Here is a 16,945-nt window from a genome sequence, read left to right as displayed (position 1 = left end):
TTTTTTGCTTATTTTTCCGGTCACGATCTTTGCAACAGCCCAAATATTAATCATTTTGTTTTGGGTGATGTCTCGCAACGTCCAAAATTGTAGATTGCCTCACTTTCCTCTCTCGACAACAATCCTTCCTCGCCTTCACTCGCAATGCTCTACACCGACCGAATCTTTCAAGGATTGAGATGATTAAATTAACCGTTACTCAAGTCGCATTGGCACTGGTCGCTGGCATCTTGCCGCTCACAGTGCTGCCAACGCTGCCCAACCTTTTACAGGGAGTAGGGCTATTGTTGCTGGCTTGTGTCATGGGATATTTACCTTATCGACTCAGCAAGTTGCTGTGTATTGTCCTGCTGGGTTTTCTGTGGGCGACGGCGAATGCCAACCAGATTTTGCAGCAGACTCAGGCGTTAAGTGGTGGAAGGCAGCAGGTCGAAGCCGAAATACGCAGCGTATCACTTCAAAAAAGAGAACATCACGGCGTGCTTATCACGCTTGATACCGTCAACGGCAAAAGAGTCTTTCCACCGCTGAAAGCCAAAATAGATAGCGAAGGCGTTGGCGACGACTATTGTGCAGGGCAGCGCTGGTTATTTAGCATGAGCTTGCGGCCCGTACACAGTCAGCTAAACAGCGGCGGTTTTGACGGCCAGCGCTGGGCGGTCGCCAATCGGCAGACGCTCACTGGCCGCGTTCACACCGCCGAGCGACTTTCCGGCGAGTGTTCGCTGCGACAAACGATGCTCTCAACCGTGCAGCAACAGATAACAGATCGCGAGAATATGCCCATTCTGCTTGCTCTGGCTTTTGGTGAAAGAGGGTTGGTGAGCCAGAAAATAAATCAGTTGTTCAAGCTCACGGGCACGGCGCATCTCATGGCGATTTCAGGTTTGCACATCGGCGTCGCGGCGCTGATAGGCTGGCTAATAGCGCGCGGAGTGCAGTTTCTGCTGCCGTTACGCCTGATAGATTACCGTTTTCCTATTTTACTTAGCTGGTTGGCGATGATCTATTACACCTGGCTATCCGGCATCAATCCGCCCGCCATGCGCGCTGCTCTGGCCATTTCTCTATGGCTGACCTTAAAACTATTTAAATTACGCTGTCATCCGTGGCAGGTTTGGAGTTGGGGCGTGGCGCTACTGATGCTCGGCGACCCGCTGGGTATTCTCTCCGACAGCTTCTGGCTTTCATGTTTTGCCGTCGCAGGGCTGATTTTCTGGTTTCAATGGGCGCCTTTGCCGACGCGTTTTTCACGTCATTGGTACTGGGCATGGCTGCGTTGGTTTCATTTACAGCTCGGCATGACGTTTTTGCTGCTGCCGATGCAAATGGGTTTATTTCATGGCCTAAGCACGGCGTCGCTGTTTGCCAATCTTTGGGCGGTGCCCATCGTTTCGCTCTTTACTGTGCCACTCGTACTGGCCGCCTTGTTTCTCAATCATTTACCTTCTTTGCTCGCTCAGCCTTTTATTCATCTACTTTGGTCATTGGCCGACCACAGTCTCAACTGGGTGATCCTTGGGCTAGAGAAAGCCGAGCATTTTTGGTGGCCGCTGGGCGAAAGCGCGATGATATTTTGTCTCTGTGGCTGGCTCGGCGTCATTATCTGGCGAATGGGATGGGCAAAGAGTCATCTCGCTTCGCTTTTAGCCCTGTGTGGGCTGATGCTTTTCTGGCGACAATCAGGGAGTAAAGAGAATTGGCGTGTCGATATGCTCGACGTCGGCCACGGTCTTGCCCTGTTAATTGAAAAAAACGGCCGTGGCATTTTATATGATACCGGCAATCGCTGGGAAGGGGGCTCGCAGGCGCAGAAGCACATTTTACCCTATCTGCAATGGCGTAATGTTCGGCTGGAACAGATTATCGTCAGCCACAGTCATCTTGATCATCACGGCGGCACTGACATAATCCGCGCGGCGTTTCCAGACGCCAGCCTGCGCAGCTCGTTTGCAGGGGAGGGAATTCTGCCCTGTATTCAAGGCCAGCAATGGCAGTGGCAGGGGCTGGATTTTAAGGTTTTATGGCCACCCTCGATAAAAGATTATGCCAACAACGATGACAGCTGCGTGATTAAAGTCAGTGACGGCAATTTTACGCTACTGCTGACAGGGGATATCGAGCGCAAAGTTGAAACCGCGTTAATAAAGCAGGATAGACAAGCGTTGCAGGTCAATCTGTTGCAGGTGCCGCACCATGGCAGTAATACCTCCTCGATTGCGCCTTTCTTGCGCGCAACCGAGGCAGAAGTGGCGATTGCCTCTGCATCGCGTTTCAATGTCTGGCATTTGCCGGCGGAAAAAATAAAACGTCGCTACCGTGATAACGGCTTCGTTTGGCGCGACACCGCTCGCTCAGGGCAGCTTAGTGCGTTATTTTTCGACAATTATTGGCTAATTAAGGGCATGCGTGAACAATTAATGCCACGTTGGTACCATCAGTGGTTTGGCGTTAGTGAAGATAATGCGTAGAATAGGCCGCTGTTTATTTCGCTGCTGGTAATTGCATGATGAATGATAAAGATCTCTCCACTTGGCAGACATTCCGTCGCCTCTGGCCGATGATCACTCCTTTTAGAGCTGGGCTTATTGCTGCAGCTATCGCACTGGTGATTAATGCCGCCGGTGATACCCTCATGCTATCGCTGCTTAAGCCGCTATTGGATGATGGCTTTGGTAAGACTGACCGCTCCGTATTAATGTGGATGCCGCTGGTTGTTATCGGCTTGATGCTGGTGCGTGGGGTCAGTGGTTATGTTTCAAGTTACTGTATTTCATGGGTATCAGGCAAAGTCGTCATGATGATGCGCCGTCGCCTGTTTGGTCACATGATGAGAATGCCGGTCGCGTTCTTTGACCAGCAGTCTACCGGTACACTGCTTTCGCGCATTACCTACGATTCCGAGCAGGTTGCGTCGTCATCTTCCAGCGCGCTGGTGACCGTCGTGCGTGAAGGGGCCTCGATTATCGGCCTGTTCATCATGATGTTTTACTACAGCTGGCAGTTGTCGGTGATCCTCGTGATTATCGCGCCGGTGGTTTCTACGGTTATTCGCGTGGTGTCAAAACGCTTCCGTAACATCAGCAAAAACATGCAGAACACCATGGGGCAGGTGACAACCAGCGCCGAGCAGATGCTGAAAGGCCATAAAGAAGTGCTGATTTTCGGTGGCCAGGCCGTCGAAACCGAGCGCTTTGATAAAGTCAGCAACCACATGCGCCGTCAGGGTATGCGTCTGGTTTCTGCCTCTTCAATTTCTGACCCGATTATTCAGCTAATTGCTTCACTGGCGCTGGCATTTGTCCTTTATGCGGCAAGCTTCCCATCAGTGATGGAAACGTTGACCGCCGGTACTATTACCGTGGTCTTCTCCTCGATGATTGCCTTGATGCGTCCGCTGAAATCACTGACTAACGTCAACGCCCAGTTCCAGCGCGGCATGGCGGCCTGTCAAACCCTGTTCTCTATCCTTGATATGGAGCAGGAAAAAGATGAAGGCAAGCTGACCGTTGAACGTGCCAAAGGCAACGTCGAATTCAAAAACGTGACCTTTAGCTATGGTAGCAGCGAGAAGCCGGCCCTTCGCGACATCTCCTTCGAGATCCCTGAAGGTAAAACGATCGCGCTGGTAGGCCGTTCGGGTTCGGGTAAATCGACCATCGCTAACCTGATGACGCGTTTCTATGACATTCAGCAGGGCGAGATTTTGCTGGACGGTCATGACCTGCGTGAATACACGCTTTCTTCATTGCGTGATCAGGTCGCGCTGGTTTCGCAAAACGTGCACCTGTTTAACGACACCATCGCCAATAATATTGCCTACGCGCGTACTGAAAAGTACAACCGCGAAGACGTTGAAAAAGCAGCCACGTTGGCTCACGCCATGGACTTTATCAACAAGATGGACAACGGCCTGGACACCGTTATCGGTGAAAACGGCGTGCTGCTTTCTGGCGGCCAGCGTCAGCGTATCGCGATTGCCCGCGCCTTGCTGCGCGATTCGCCGGTGCTGATTCTCGACGAAGCAACGTCTGCGCTGGATACCGAGTCGGAACGCGCTATTCAGTCTGCTCTGGACGAACTGCAGAAAAACCGCACCTCGCTGGTTATCGCGCACCGTCTGTCGACCATCGAAAAAGCTGACCAGATTCTGGTGGTGGAAGATGGCCGCGTAGTTGAGCGCGGCACGCACGCCGAACTGCTGGAACAGCGTGGTGCTTACGCGCAGCTTCACCGGATGCAATTTGGTCAATGATTGAGCGCATCTGGTCGGGACAATCCAAACTTTACTGGCTGCTGCTTCCGCTAAGCTGGCTGTATGGATTCGTCTCGCAGATGCTGCGTTTCAGTTATCAGCAAGGCTGGAAGAAAAGCTGGCGCGCGCCGGTGCCGGTGGTGATTGTCGGCAACCTTACCGCGGGTGGCAACGGCAAAACGCCGGTGGTTATCTGGCTAGTCGAACAGCTGCAACAGCGCGGGCTGCGCGTTGGCGTGGTGTCGCGGGGTTACGGCGGCAAGGCAGAAAGTTATCCGCTGCTGTTAAACGACGCGACAACCACGGCGCAGGCCGGTGATGAGCCGGTGCTGATTTTTCAGCGTACCGGTGCGCCGGTAGCCGTATCGCCCGTGCGTTCAGACGCGGTAAAAGCCTTGCTCAACGCCTCGCCGCTAGACCTTATCGTCACCGACGACGGATTGCAGCATTACGCACTCCAGCGTGATTTCGAGATTGTGGTTGTCGATGGCGTGCGGCGCTTTGGTAACGGACACTGGCTGCCTGCCGGACCGATGCGCGAAAGAGCCTCGAGATTGCGCAGTGTCGATGCCGTGATTGTTAACGGTGACGGGCAGGGTCAGCACGATGAAATCGGGATGCGTTTGCAGCCCGGCTTCGCGGTGAACCTTGTTAGCGGTGAAAAACGCCAGCCTGACGCGCTTGAAAACGTGGTAGCGATGGCGGGAATCGGCCATCCTCCGCGCTTTTTTGCCACCTTAAAGCAGCTTGGCATTTCGCCCGTAAAAGCGATTCCTTTCGCCGATCATCAGGCCTATGACCCCGCACAGCTCGGCGCGTTAACTTCAACAGGGCAAACGCTGTTGATGACTGAAAAAGATGCTGTAAAATGCCGCAGCTTTGCTCAGGAAAACTGGTGGTATTTGCCTGTGGATGCACAAATTGGCGAAGCCGACAGCGCGTCTTTATTACAGCGCCTTGTGGTTTTGGCTAATAAAAGAGTAACCTCGGCTATTAAAAGCAGTTAAATTGCATACATTGCTGACGAAAACTTGACCGAGGCTCTGAATTATGAGTTAATACGCCTCGGCCTGTGATTGCAGAGCTATTTATGAGACATTATCGTTAACCGTCCCTCCTCTAGATAGGCACCGTTAACCCTAGTAAGTAACTTGTTGTTCCTCCCCAGACGTATCTTCCGGTTATCACCGAAAAGTTTCCGCCCAAAAGACGAACCTCCTGAGTACCTCCCATAAGTATCCTTTCCAAATAATGGCCGTATTTGCCACTGGCAAACTTGATGAATCAAGCTTCGTGAACTAATGTTTAATGGCGTTGTCTTATCCAGTGATGTTTCTGTTTTTCCGGATGAAAAATAGTAAAGCATCAGTAGATAGCACGCAAAACGACAGTGATGCGGCGTTTGAAACTAAACAATGTCCACAAAAAAGTGGATTAATATTGCTCATTAGAGGTTTCTGATAAGAACAACTTTAGTATGGGCAAGCGCATCCGAACAATAATAAAAAAGCGTTGTCATGGATGCCCGAAAAAAAGGAAATAAATATATGATGTTAAAAATGGGTTTAGTGAAATGGTTTAATCAGACCAAAGGTTATGGTTTCATTTCTCCACTCGACGGTTCTTCAGAAATCTACGTTAGCCGCAATTCAATTGCCAACACGCGTAACAAATCCCTGAATGCCGGTCAAAGCGTTGAATTTACGGTTTACAACAGCTCTTCTCACGGTCAGTCTGCAGCCGATGTTATTGCTTTCTAAGCAATAATTATCAAGTGCCAAGCATAAACGATTATCGTGTCGTGTTGTAAAAGAAGTGTCGTAAAGTAGTACCGTAAACAAGTTTTAATTTAATGGTTACCGGCGATTCTCCTTGTCTTACAAGTTGAACCGCAAACAGCGGCGGTAAATTTTACCCCCTGTAAAAAATGTGTTATCGATATCCGCATACTGTTTTATACGCCCGCTTTTCGAAAAATTTTGAAAAGGATGGGGCGTTAGCTGCTACTGACGGATATCGATATGCCCACTCCAAGCCTTTCTCTCTCTTCCGCTCGTGCGCTTCATCTTACTGCTCAACAACTCCATCAGCCTTTAAAACGCCCTGCAACCTATGCCGATCTGCTTGCCTGCATCCAGCAAATGGCGCTATTGCAAATCGACACCATCAGCGTGGTGGCTCGAAGTCCTTATCTTGTGCTGTTTAGCCGTCTGGGCTATTTTCCTGCCGAATGGCTGGAGAAAGCGCTATTCGAACGCCAACTATTTGAATATTGGGCACATGAAGCCTGCTTTATTCCTGTCGAAGACTATCGCCTGTTGCGCCACAAAATGCTCAACCCGCAGAATATGGGCTGGAAATTTAATCAGGCGTGGTTCGACGAACACCAAACCGACATTAGTGCGCTGTTACTGCACATTGCTGAAAAAGGGCCGGTGCGATCTGCCGATTTCACCTCGGACAAGCGTGGCAGCAGCGGCTGGTGGGATTGGAAGCCCCACAAGCGCCATCTTGAAATCTTGTTCACCAGCGGCGAACTCATGGTTGCCGAAAGGCGCAATTTTCACCGCGTATATGACCTGCGCAAAAATATTCTTCCGGATTGGGACGATACCGCCCATACGTTAAGTAAAGACGCGGCGGAATTCGAGATGCTGTGCCGTTCGGCGCAGGCGCTGGGAATTTTCAAAATCGAATGGCTGGCCGATTATTATCGACTCAAACGGATCAACAGCAAAAAGCTCGCCGAAAAGCTGCTGGATCTGGGGTTGATCGTGCCCGTCGAGGTCGAATCCTTTGCCGATCCGCTGTATGTTCATCGCGACTTTGTCGATCTTCTCGATCAGCACAAAATAGAATCGTCCGTTACCGCGCTGCTTTCGCCATTTGATCCCGTGATTTGGGATCGCAAAAGGGCGCTCGAACTGTTTAACTTCGATTATCGCATCGAATGTTATACCCCAGAAGCCAAGCGGAAATATGGCTATTTCACCTTGCCGATACTCAATCGCGGCGAAATCATTGGCCGCACCGATGCCAAAATGCACCGTAAATTTGGCATTTTAGAAATTAAAAGCCTGCATCTGGAAACGGGGATAAAAATAAGCAAACGTCGCGCCAGTGACCTCGCGCAGGCTATTTCACGCTTTGCCCAGTGGCACGGCGCGAAAAAGGTGGCGCTCGGCAATATCCCGGCTGCGCTAGCTGAACTCTGGGGCGAAGGGTGGAATTTGCTTGCGGAGAGTTAACGGCGTGGGGCCGCTGTGGTATTCTCTTTCCCCATAATGACTCGCCCGCGCGCCAGTTTTGCCGCCGCGCGAGTCTCTCTTTGATGCCTCACGGAGGACCTATGGATCATCGTTTACTCGAAATTGTTGCCTGCCCGGTTTGCACTGGCAAACTGTACTTCAATAAAGAAACTCAAGAGCTGGTCTGCAAAGCCGACGGCCTGGCTTATCCAGTGCGCGACGGCATTCCGGTGCTGCTCGAAGTTGAAGCGCGTTCCCTTTCTGCCGACGAGATCCACCCATGAGTTTCGTGGTCATCATTCCTGCGCGCTACGCCTCAACCCGTCTGCCGGGCAAACCACTCGCCGACATCAATGGCAAGCCGATGATTGTTCACGTGATGGAGCGGGCGCGTGAATCGGGTGCCAAGCGCGTGATCGTCGCCACCGATCATCCCGATGTAAAAACGGCTGTCGAAGCCGCGGGCGGCGAAGTCTGTATGACCCGCGCCGATCACCAGTCCGGCACTGAACGTCTTGCCGAAGTTATCGATCTCTGCGGTTTTGCCGATGACGAAATTATCGTCAACGTGCAGGGCGACGAGCCGATGATCCCTTCAGTGATTGTGCATCAGGTCGCTGATAATCTTGCAAATTGTGCTGCCGGAATGGCGACGCTTGCCGTGCCGATTGAAGATGCCGAAGAGGCGTTTAATCCTAACGCGGTGAAAGTAGTGATGGACGCACAGGGCTTCGCGCTCTACTTCTCGCGCGCCACTATTCCGTGGGATCGTGAACGTTTTGCCCAGTCGAAAGAGACTATTGGCGACACCTTCCTGCGCCACATTGGCATTTACGCCTATCGCGCTGGGTTTATCCGTCGTTACGTGACGTGGGAGCCGAGCGCGCTGGAGAAAATCGAGCTGCTCGAACAGCTGCGTGTGCTGTGGTACGGCGAGAAAATTCACGTTGCCGTGGCAAAAGCGATTCCGTCTGTTGGCGTTGATACGCCAGAAGATCTACAGCGCGTGCGCGAGTTTTTCGCCAGCCAAACGCTGTAACGCTAACGCTGTAACGCTAGCGCTAAAGTTTTTCGCCCCGTCGTGATTGATTTTATTTACCGATCACGACGGGGCGTTGTCAGGCTTTATCTGCTCCTTCCTTTATTAACTCGCCATATCCTCTTCCTGTCTCTACCCGTTTGACGACTCGGCTGTCTCATTCTTGCTGGTCAATTTCTGCCACTGCTGGCCCAAAAACTCATACCAGAAACGTTCGCTGTGCAGCAAAAATAGCGACTGCGGAATAATTTTTTCCCACGGATTCAAAGGGGAATCGATAGCAATCTGATTGGCCGGTGCCGGGATAGGCGACAGCCCCTGCTGCTGGAAAAACACCATCGCGCGCGGTAATTGACTGGCCGCGGTCACCAGAATAAACGGCTGTTTGCCGATGCGTTTGGCGACTTCCTGCGCTTCCTGATGCGTATCTTTCGGTTTGTCGAGAATAATAATGTCGCTGGTCGGCACGCCCAGACTCTCTGCCGCCAATGCTGCCACTTCGGCCACGCTTTTTGGATTGCCAATCGCCGCTGCGCCGGTAAAAATCATTTTCGAACCCGGATGCTGGTGATAAATACGAATCCCTTCCGTCAGACGCGCCAGCGTGCCGTCGACCAGATTCGACGTCGGCGCCCAATCCGGGTTGTAGGTGTAGCTGCTGCCCAGCACCACAATATAGTCGGCGGCATCGTGGCCCCGGTAAGTCGGATAGGTTTTTTCTATCTGTCGCATCAAACCATCAGCGACCGGTTGCAGGCTCAGCAGCCCTAAAATCAGCCAACAGACTAAAAATATGACTTTGCCGGTTTTCTGGCGACGGGTAAACCACAGCAGGCACAGCGCGACGCCCATCATTATCAATAAAAAGGGCAGCGGCATTAAAAGCCCGCCGACAATTTTTTTCAGGATAAAAAGCATTATTTTTAGGTTCCTTTTGAGTGAAAAAACGGCATCCGGGTGAGTTTATCCGTCAGGATGATTTATTCTAGGCCAGCCTGTGCGAAAATAGCAGAATACAGCCTCTCGTCAGCCAACGGTTAAATTAAAAAATTGAGCAAGAAAAAACGCATTGTAGTGGAGGAGCCTTCCCCTCAGGGTCGTAATTTCGATGATATGGCTGAAAAGTTTTCGCGAAATATTTACGGCACCACAAAAGGGCGCATTCGCCAGGCGGTACTGGGTCAGGATTTGCAGGCGTTATTAGCTCGGCTTCCTCAACGTCCTTTGCGTATACTCGATGCCGGCGGTGGCGAAGGGCAGATGGCCTGCGAACTCGCGGCTTTAGGACATCAGGTATTGTTGTGCGATCTCTCTGGTGAGATGATTCGACGCGCGAAACTCGCTGCCGAAGAAAAAGGTGTGAGCGACAACATGCAATTTGTACAATGTCCCGCTCAGGATGTTGCACAGTATTTGGAACAGCCGGTTGATCTGATATTGTTCCACGCGGTTATCGAATGGCTGTCGGAACCACAGCAGGCCCTTGATGCTCTGCACGACTGCCTGCTACCCGGAGGCGCGCTCTCGCTGATGTTCTATAACGTCAATGGTTTGCTGATGCGCCACATGGTGCTGGGTAATTTTGGCCATGTCGAGGCGGGGTTGCCCAAAATTAAAAAAAGCTCGCTGCTCCCCGACTACCCGCTGGAGCCGAATCAGGTTTATCAGTGGCTCGAAGAGATGGGCATGCAGATTACCGGCAAGACCGGCGTGCGGGTTTTTCACGATTATCTGCGCAACAGGCAGCAGCATAAACAGGATTTTGACGAGCTTCTGGCGCTGGAACAGCGTTATTGCCGGCAGGAGCCATTTGTTAGTTTGGGGCGTTACATCCACGTGATGGCGCAGAAACCCGATCGGAAGGACGAATTATGAGTGAATTTTCCCAGACTGTCCCTGAACTGGTCGCCTGGGCACGTAAAAATGATTTCTCAATTTCATTGCCGACGGAGCGACTGGCCTTTCTTATGGCGATTGCCACGCTTAACGGCGAGCGTCTTGACGGAGAGATGAGCGAGGGCGAGCTAATTGACGCTTTTCGCCACGTTAGCAAGGGATTTGATCAGACCCACGAAACCATCGCGGTGCGTGCCAACAATGCCATCAACGATCTGGTACGCCAGCGTTTAGTGAACCGTTTTGTCAGCGAAATGGCGGACGGTCACGCCATTTATCGCCTGACGCCGCTCGGCATCGGCATTACCGATTACTACATTCGCCAGCGAGAGTTCTCGACGTTACGTCTGTCGATGCAGCTTTCCATCGTGGCGCAGGAGCTTAAACGCGCCGCCGATGCCGCCGATGAAGACGGCGACGAATTCCATTGGCATCGCAACGTTTTTGCCCCGCTCAAATATTCCGTGGCTGAAATTTTCGACAGCATCGACATGACGCAGCGCATCATGGACGAACAGCAGCAGGGCGTGAAAGATGACATCGCGGGGCTGCTGAGCAAGGATTGGCGCGCGGCGATTTCCAGCTGCGAGCTGCTGTTATCTGAAACGTCCGGCACTTTGCGCGAGCTGCAAGATACGCTGGAAGCCGCCGGTGACCTGCTTCAGGCTCACCTGTTGCGCATTCAGGACGCCACGCTGAACGGACCTGCCGGATTGGGCTTTATCGATAAACTGGTGTTTGACCTGCAAAACAAGCTCGACCGTATTACCAGCTGGGGCCAGCAGGCGATCGATTTGTGGATTGGCTACGACCGCCACGTGCACAAGTTTATCCGTACCGCCATCGATATGGACAAAAACCGCGTCTTTGCCCAGCGTTTGCGCCTGTCGGTGCAAAATTATTTCGACCATCCGTGGACGCTGACCTTCGCCAATGCCGATCGCCTGGTGGACATGCGTGACGAAGAGCTGGCGCTGCGCAGCGAAGAGGTCACCGGCGAGCTGCCACCAGACCTCGAATTTGAAGAGATCAGCGAAATCCGCGAACAGCTGGCAGCCCTGATTGAGCAGGCGTTGCTGGTGTATCAGCAAGACAAAGTGCCTCTCAATCTGGGCCTCGTGATGCGCGATTATCTCGAACAATATCCACGCGTTCGTCACTTTGACGTGGCGCGTATCATGGTCGACCAGGCAGTTCGCCTTGGTGTGGCTGAAGCAGATTTTTCAGGGTTGCCCGCGCAGTGGCAGGCAATCAATGATTACGGAGCCAAGGTGCAGGCCCATGTCATCGACAAATATTGATCAAGTAATGCCGGCCAAGCTGGCACAGGCGTTGGCAAATTCTCTGTTCCCGGCACTCGACAGCCAGCTGCGTGCTGGTCGTCATATCGGCATCGAAGAGTTGGATAACCACGCTTTCCTGATGGATTATCAGGATGAAATCGAACTATTTTACTCTCGCTACAGCGTAGAATTGATCCGCGCGCCCGAAGGTTTCTTCTATCTTCGTCCGCGATCCACCACGCTTATCCCGCGCTCGGTATTGTCCGAGCTGGACATGATGGTCGGTAAAATCCTTTGCTATCTGTATCTTAGCCCTGAACGTCTGGCCCATGAAGGCATCTTCACCCAGCAGGAGCTGTATGACGAGCTGCTGAGCCTCGCCGATGAAAACAAACTGCTGAAGTTTGTGAATCAGCGCTCGACCGGCTCGGATCTCGACCGGCAAAAATTGCAGGAAAAAGTCAGAACCTCGCTGAATAGACTGCGCCGTCTCGGCATGGTCTATTTTATGGGGCCTGACAGCACCAAATTCAGAATAACCGAAGCCGTATTTCGCTTCGGGGCCGACGTGCGTAGCGGCGATGACGTGCGCGAAGCACAGCTGCGCATGATCCGCGACGGCGAAGCGATGCCAATTGAAAGCAGCCTGTCCCTCAACGACGAAAGCGATGAGAGCGACCCGCAGGCGGGCAATGGGCCAGAAGCTGTAGAGGATGAACAGGAATGATTGAACGCGGTAAATTTCGCTCACTGACGCTGGTTAACTGGAACGGCTTTTTTGCCCGCACCTTTGACCTCGATGCGCTGGTGACTACGCTTTCCGGCGGTAACGGGGCGGGTAAATCCACCACTATGGCTGCCTTCGTGACGGCGCTTATCCCCGATCTGACGTTACTGCATTTCCGTAACACCACCGAAGCGGGCGCCACCTCTGGCTCGCGCGACAAAGGTCTGCACGGCAAGCTGCGCGCCGGGGTCTGTTATTCGACCCTCGACGTGGTCAACTCACGCCATCAGCGCGTGATTGTCGGCGTGCGTTTGCAGCAGGTTGCCGGTCGCGATCGCAAGGTCGACATCAAACCCTTCACCATTCAGGGTCTGCCAACCTCGATGCAACCGACGGAAATTCTTACCGAAACCGTGGGTGAACGTCAGGCGCGCGTGCTCTCCTTGGAGGAGCTGAAAGACCGCGTCGAAGCGATGGAAGGCGTGCAGTTCAAGCAGTTTAACTCCATCACCGACTATCACTCGCTGATGTTCGATTTGGGGATTATCCCGCGCCGTCTGCGCTCAGCCTCCGATCGCAGCAAGTTTTATCGCCTGATCGAAGCCTCGCTCTACGGCGGGATTTCGAGCGCGATCACCCGCTCCTTGCGCGACTATTTGCTGCCGGAAAACAGCGGCGTGCGCAAAGCGTTCCAGGATATGGAAGCCGCGCTGCGTGAAAACCGCATGACGCTGGAGGCGATTCGCGTTACCCAGTCCGATCGCGACCTGTTTAAGCATCTGATTTCAGAAGCCACCTCTTACGTGGCTGCCGACTACATGCGCCACGCCAACGATCGTCGTATTCATCTCGACGGTGCGCTGGTGCTGCGTAACGAGCTGCTGACCAGCCGTAAACAGCTGTCCAGCGAGCAGTATCGCCACGTTGAAATGGCGCGCGAACTGGCCGAGCAGGGCGGTTCTCAAAGCGACCTCGAAACCGATTATCAGGCCGCCAGCGATCACCTGAATCTGGTGCAGACCGCAATGCGCCAGCAGGAGAAAATCGAGCGCTATCAGGTTGATATCGAAGAGTTAACCTATCGCCTCGAAGAGCAGAACGAAGTGGTTGCCGAAGCCAGCGAGCTGCACGCCGAGCACGAAGCGCGCGCCGAAGCCGCCGAGCTGGAAGTCGACGAACTTAAAAGCCAGCTGGCCGATTATCAGCAGGCGCTGGACGTGCAGCAAACCCGCGCAATCCAGTACCAGCAGGCGTTACAGGCCATCGAGCGCGCACGCGAGCTTTGCCAGTTGCCCGATCTAGCACTGGAAAACAGCGAAGAGTGGCTCGAAACCTTCCACGGCCGCGAGCTTGAAGCCACCGACGTGCTGTTGATGCTCGAACAGAAAATGAGCGTCGCGCAGGCGGCGCACAGCCAGTTTGAAAACGCCTATCAGCTGGTGGTGAAAATCGCCGGTGAAGTGAGCCGCAGCGAAGCGTGGCAAACCGCGCGCGACCTGCTGCGCGACTGGTCTTCCCAGCGCCATCAGGCCGATCGCGTCGAGCCGCTGCGCATGCGCCTTTCCGAGCTGGAAAGTCGTCTGCGTGAACAGCAGGATGCCGAGCGCCAGCTGAGTGATTTCTGCAAACGCACTAATCAGGACGTGCAGCCCGAGCAGCTCGACGAACTCCAGCGCGAGCTCGACGTGCAAATCGAAGAGCTGTACGCCGTGGTATCGCAGGCCAGCGAGCGCCGCATGGAAATGCGTCAGGAACTGGAGCAGATTCAGGCGCGTATCCGCGAGCTGACTGCCCGCGCGCCGGTGTGGTTAGGTGCGCAAGACGCGCTGAGCCAGCTGAGCGAGCAGACTAAAGAGCCGCTGGAAACCAGCCAGCAGGTCACCGAGTACATGCAGCAGCTGCTCGAAAGCGAACGCGAGACAACAGTCGAACGTGATGACGTCGCCGCGCGCAAACGCAAAATCGAGAAGCAGATCACCCGACTGAGCCAGCCGAGCGGCGCAGAAGATTCGCGAATGATCGCGCTGGCCGAACGTTTTGGCGGCGTGCTGCTGTCTGAAATTTACGACGACGTCACCCTCGACGACGCGCCGTACTTCTCCGCGCTTTACGGCCCGTCGCGCCATGCCATCGTGGTGCCCGACCTTTCGCTTATCCGTGACCAGCTCGACGGCCTCGACGATTGCCCTGAAGATCTCTACTTAATCGAAGGCGATCCTCAGTCCTTCGATGACAGCGTTTTCGCCGTCGAAGAGATGCAAAACGCGGTGCTGGTGAAAACCGGCGACCGTCAGTGGCGTTACTCGCACTATCCGCAAGTGCCGCTGTTTGGCCGCGCCGCGCGTGAAAATCGCCTTGAAGTGTTGCACAAAGAGCGCGAAACGCTCTCCGAACGCTTTGCGACGCTCTCCTTCGACGTGCAAAAAATTCAGCGTCTGCATCAGGCGTTCAGCCGCTTTATCGGCAGCCATCTTGCCGTCGCTTTCGAAGCCGATCCAGAAGCAGAAATCCGCTCATTGAGCGCCCGTCGTGGCGAGCTTGAGCGTGCGTTGAACGCGCACGAAGGGCAAAATCAGCAGCAGCGCCAGCAGTACGATCAGGCGAAAGAAGCCGCCGCGCTGCTCAATAAATTGCAACCGCGCGTAGGTTTGCTGTGCGATGAAACGCTTCTAGATCGCGTCGAAGAGATTCGTGAAGAGTTCGAAGAAGCTCAGGACGCGGCGCGCTTTATCCAGCAGCACGGCATTTCGCTGGGCAAGCTGGAGCCGCTGGTTTCCGTATTGCAGAGCGACCCCGAGCAGCACGAGCAGCTGAAAGAAGATTACGCGCAGGCGCAGCATGCGCAGCGTCTGGCGAAACAGCAGGCGTTCGCGCTGACCGAAGTGGTACAGCGTCGCGCGCACTTCAGCTATACCGACTCTGCCGGCATGCTGAACGAGAATTCTGACCTCAACGACAAGCTGCGTCATCGTCTTGAAAACGCCGAGGCAGAACGCAGCCGCGCGCGTGAACAAGTGCGCCAGCATCAAACCCAGCTCACCCAGTACAGTCAGGTTTTGGCCTCGCTGAAAAGTTCGTATGAAGCCAAGCGCGACATGCTGAAAGAGCTGAGTCAGGAGCTGCAAGATATCGGCGTGCAGGCTGACCCGAATGCCGAAGCCCGCGCCCGCACCCGTCGCGACGAGCTGCACCAGCTGCTGAGCACCAACCGCAGCCGCTGCAACCAGCTTGAAAAGCAGATCACCTTCTGCGAAGCCGAGATGGACAACTTGCAAAAACGCCTGCGCAAGCTGGAGCGCGATTACCACCAGAGCCGCGAGCAGGTTGTGACGGCCAAGGCTGGTTGGTGCGCGGTGATGCGACTGGTGAAAGACAATGGCGTCGAGCGTCGTCTGCATCGTCGTGAAATGGCCTATTTGAGTGGCGACGAGCTGCGTTCGATGTCGGATAAATCGCTGGGTGCGTTGCGCCTCGCGGTGGCCGATAACGAACATCTGCGCGACGTGCTGCGCCTGTCGGAAGATGCCAAGCGTCCTGAACGTAAAATTCAATTTTATATCGCGGTGTATCAGCATCTGCGCGAACGTATCCGTCAGGATATTATCCGCACCGACGATCCGGTCGAAGCCATCGAACAGATGGAAATCGAGCTCGGACGTCTGACCGAAGAGCTGACCGCGCGCGAACAGCAGCTGGCGATCAGCTCGAAAAGCGCGGCGAATATTATTCGCAAAACCATTCAGCGCGAGCAAAACCGTATTCGCATGCTGAACCAGGGGCTGCAGGCCGTGGCCTTTGGTCAGGTGAAAAGCGTGCGTCTGAACGTTAACGTGCGTGAGGCGCATGCCGGCCTGCTCGACGTGCTTTCCGAGCAGCACGAGCAGCATCAGGACCTGTTTACCAGCAATCGTCTGACCTTCTCCGAAGCGTTGGCGAAGCTCTATCAGCGCCTGAATCCGCAAATTGACATGGGCCAGCGCACGCCGCAAACCATCGGCGAAGAGCTGCTCGATTACCGCAACTATCTCGAGATGGAAGTGGAGGTCAACCGCGGCTCCGACGGCTGGCTGCGTGCCGAAAGTGGCGCGCTGTCGACCGGTGAAGCGATCGGTACCGGCATGTCGATTCTGGTGATGGTGGTGCAGAGTTGGGAAGATGAGTCGAGCCGTCTGCGCGGCAAGGATATTTCGCCTTGTCGTCTGCTGTTCCTCGATGAAGCCGCGCGTCTGGATGCTAAATCTATCGCTACGCTGTTCGAGCTGTGCGACAGATTACAGATGCAGCTGATTATCGCCGCGCCGGAAAATATCAGTCCGGAGAAAGGCACCACCTATAAACTAGTGCGTAAAGTGTTCCAGAATACCGAGCACGTTCACGTCGTGGGCCTGCGCGGTTTTGCGGCGGAACTGCCGGTGGCGGAAAACACTGAAGCAGACAGCGTCGCGGAAGGCTAGACTTGATGCAAGACGCCGATAAGTAATGATCCCGCCCTTTTTT

12 protein-coding genes are annotated in these 16,945 nt (G+C 54.0%); 11 read left to right on the top strand and 1 reads right to left on the bottom strand.

The window, feature by feature from the left end; genetic code table 11:
* Positions 1-179: 179 nt before the first annotated feature.
* The 7 genes from SC206_RS11395 to kdsB all read left to right on the top strand — a co-directional run bounded on the left by SC206_RS11395 (position 180) and on the right by kdsB (position 8,542).
* Positions 180-2,471 (top strand): ComEC family protein, encoded by a 2,292-nt coding sequence (locus SC206_RS11395; protein ID WP_332737265.1) that lies wholly within the window; start codon positions 180-182, stop codon positions 2,469-2,471.
* A 35-nt stretch (positions 2,472-2,506) separates the two neighbouring features.
* Positions 2,507-4,255 carry a lipid A ABC transporter ATP-binding protein/permease MsbA gene (gene msbA, locus SC206_RS11390; protein ID WP_332737263.1) on the top strand — a complete coding sequence of 583 codons (1,749 nt, stop codon included), beginning with the start codon at positions 2,507-2,509 and terminating at the stop codon, positions 4,253-4,255.
* Positions 4,252-5,262 (top strand): tetraacyldisaccharide 4'-kinase, encoded by a 1,011-nt coding sequence (gene lpxK, locus SC206_RS11385; RefSeq protein WP_332737261.1) that lies wholly within the window; start codon positions 4,252-4,254, stop codon positions 5,260-5,262. The genes msbA and lpxK overlap by 4 nt, the downstream gene beginning before the upstream one ends.
* A gap of 540 nt (positions 5,263-5,802) precedes the next feature.
* Positions 5,803-6,015, top strand: a complete 213-nt coding sequence (locus SC206_RS11380) for a cold-shock protein (protein WP_332737259.1) — start codon at positions 5,803-5,805, stop codon at positions 6,013-6,015.
* A gap of 261 nt (positions 6,016-6,276) precedes the next feature.
* Positions 6,277-7,503: a winged helix-turn-helix domain-containing protein gene (locus SC206_RS11375; protein WP_332737257.1), complete on the top strand. Its 1,227-nt coding sequence runs from the start codon at positions 6,277-6,279 to the stop codon at positions 7,501-7,503.
* A 101-nt stretch (positions 7,504-7,604) separates the two neighbouring features.
* A complete protein-coding gene (locus SC206_RS11370; protein WP_332737255.1) occupies positions 7,605-7,787 on the top strand; it encodes a Trm112 family protein in 183 nt (60 codons plus the stop codon).
* Entirely contained in the window at positions 7,784-8,542 is a 759-nt protein-coding gene (kdsB, locus tag SC206_RS11365) for a 3-deoxy-manno-octulosonate cytidylyltransferase (protein ID WP_332737254.1), read from the top strand. The genes SC206_RS11370 and kdsB overlap by 4 nt, the downstream gene beginning before the upstream one ends.
* A gap of 132 nt (positions 8,543-8,674) precedes the next feature.
* Here the strand turns inward: kdsB and elyC are convergent, their stop codons facing one another.
* Positions 8,675-9,460 carry an envelope biogenesis factor ElyC gene (gene elyC, locus SC206_RS11360; RefSeq protein WP_332737252.1) on the bottom strand — a complete coding sequence of 262 codons (786 nt, stop codon included), beginning with the start codon at positions 9,458-9,460 and terminating at the stop codon, positions 8,675-8,677.
* A gap of 132 nt (positions 9,461-9,592) precedes the next feature.
* Between elyC and cmoM the strand changes: the two genes are divergently transcribed.
* The 4 genes from cmoM to mukB are packed head-to-tail and all read left to right on the top strand — an operon-like array spanning position 9,593 to position 16,902.
* Positions 9,593-10,417 carry a tRNA uridine 5-oxyacetic acid(34) methyltransferase CmoM gene (cmoM, locus tag SC206_RS11355; RefSeq protein WP_332737250.1) on the top strand — a complete coding sequence of 275 codons (825 nt, stop codon included), beginning with the start codon at positions 9,593-9,595 and terminating at the stop codon, positions 10,415-10,417.
* On the top strand, positions 10,414-11,739 hold the full coding sequence (gene mukF / locus SC206_RS11350) for a chromosome partition protein MukF (protein ID WP_332737248.1): 1,326 nt from the start codon (positions 10,414-10,416) through the stop codon (positions 11,737-11,739). The genes cmoM and mukF overlap by 4 nt, the downstream gene beginning before the upstream one ends.
* Positions 11,720-12,448 (top strand): chromosome partition protein MukE, encoded by a 729-nt coding sequence (gene mukE / locus SC206_RS11345; RefSeq protein ID WP_332737246.1) that lies wholly within the window; start codon positions 11,720-11,722, stop codon positions 12,446-12,448. Before mukF ends, mukE begins: the two co-directional genes overlap by 20 nt.
* Positions 12,445-16,902 carry a chromosome partition protein MukB gene (gene mukB / locus SC206_RS11340; RefSeq protein WP_332737244.1) on the top strand — a complete coding sequence of 1,486 codons (4,458 nt, stop codon included), beginning with the start codon at positions 12,445-12,447 and terminating at the stop codon, positions 16,900-16,902. The genes mukE and mukB overlap by 4 nt, the downstream gene beginning before the upstream one ends.
* Positions 16,903-16,945 lie beyond the last annotated feature (43 nt).

The sequence above is a fragment of the Rouxiella sp. T17 genome (genome assembly GCF_036663475.1).
In the GTDB taxonomy this organism is placed as follows: domain Bacteria; phylum Pseudomonadota; class Gammaproteobacteria; order Enterobacterales; family Enterobacteriaceae; genus Rouxiella.
Note: the sequence above shows the minus strand (reverse complement) of the source record. Positions and strands in the feature narration are given on the sequence as shown.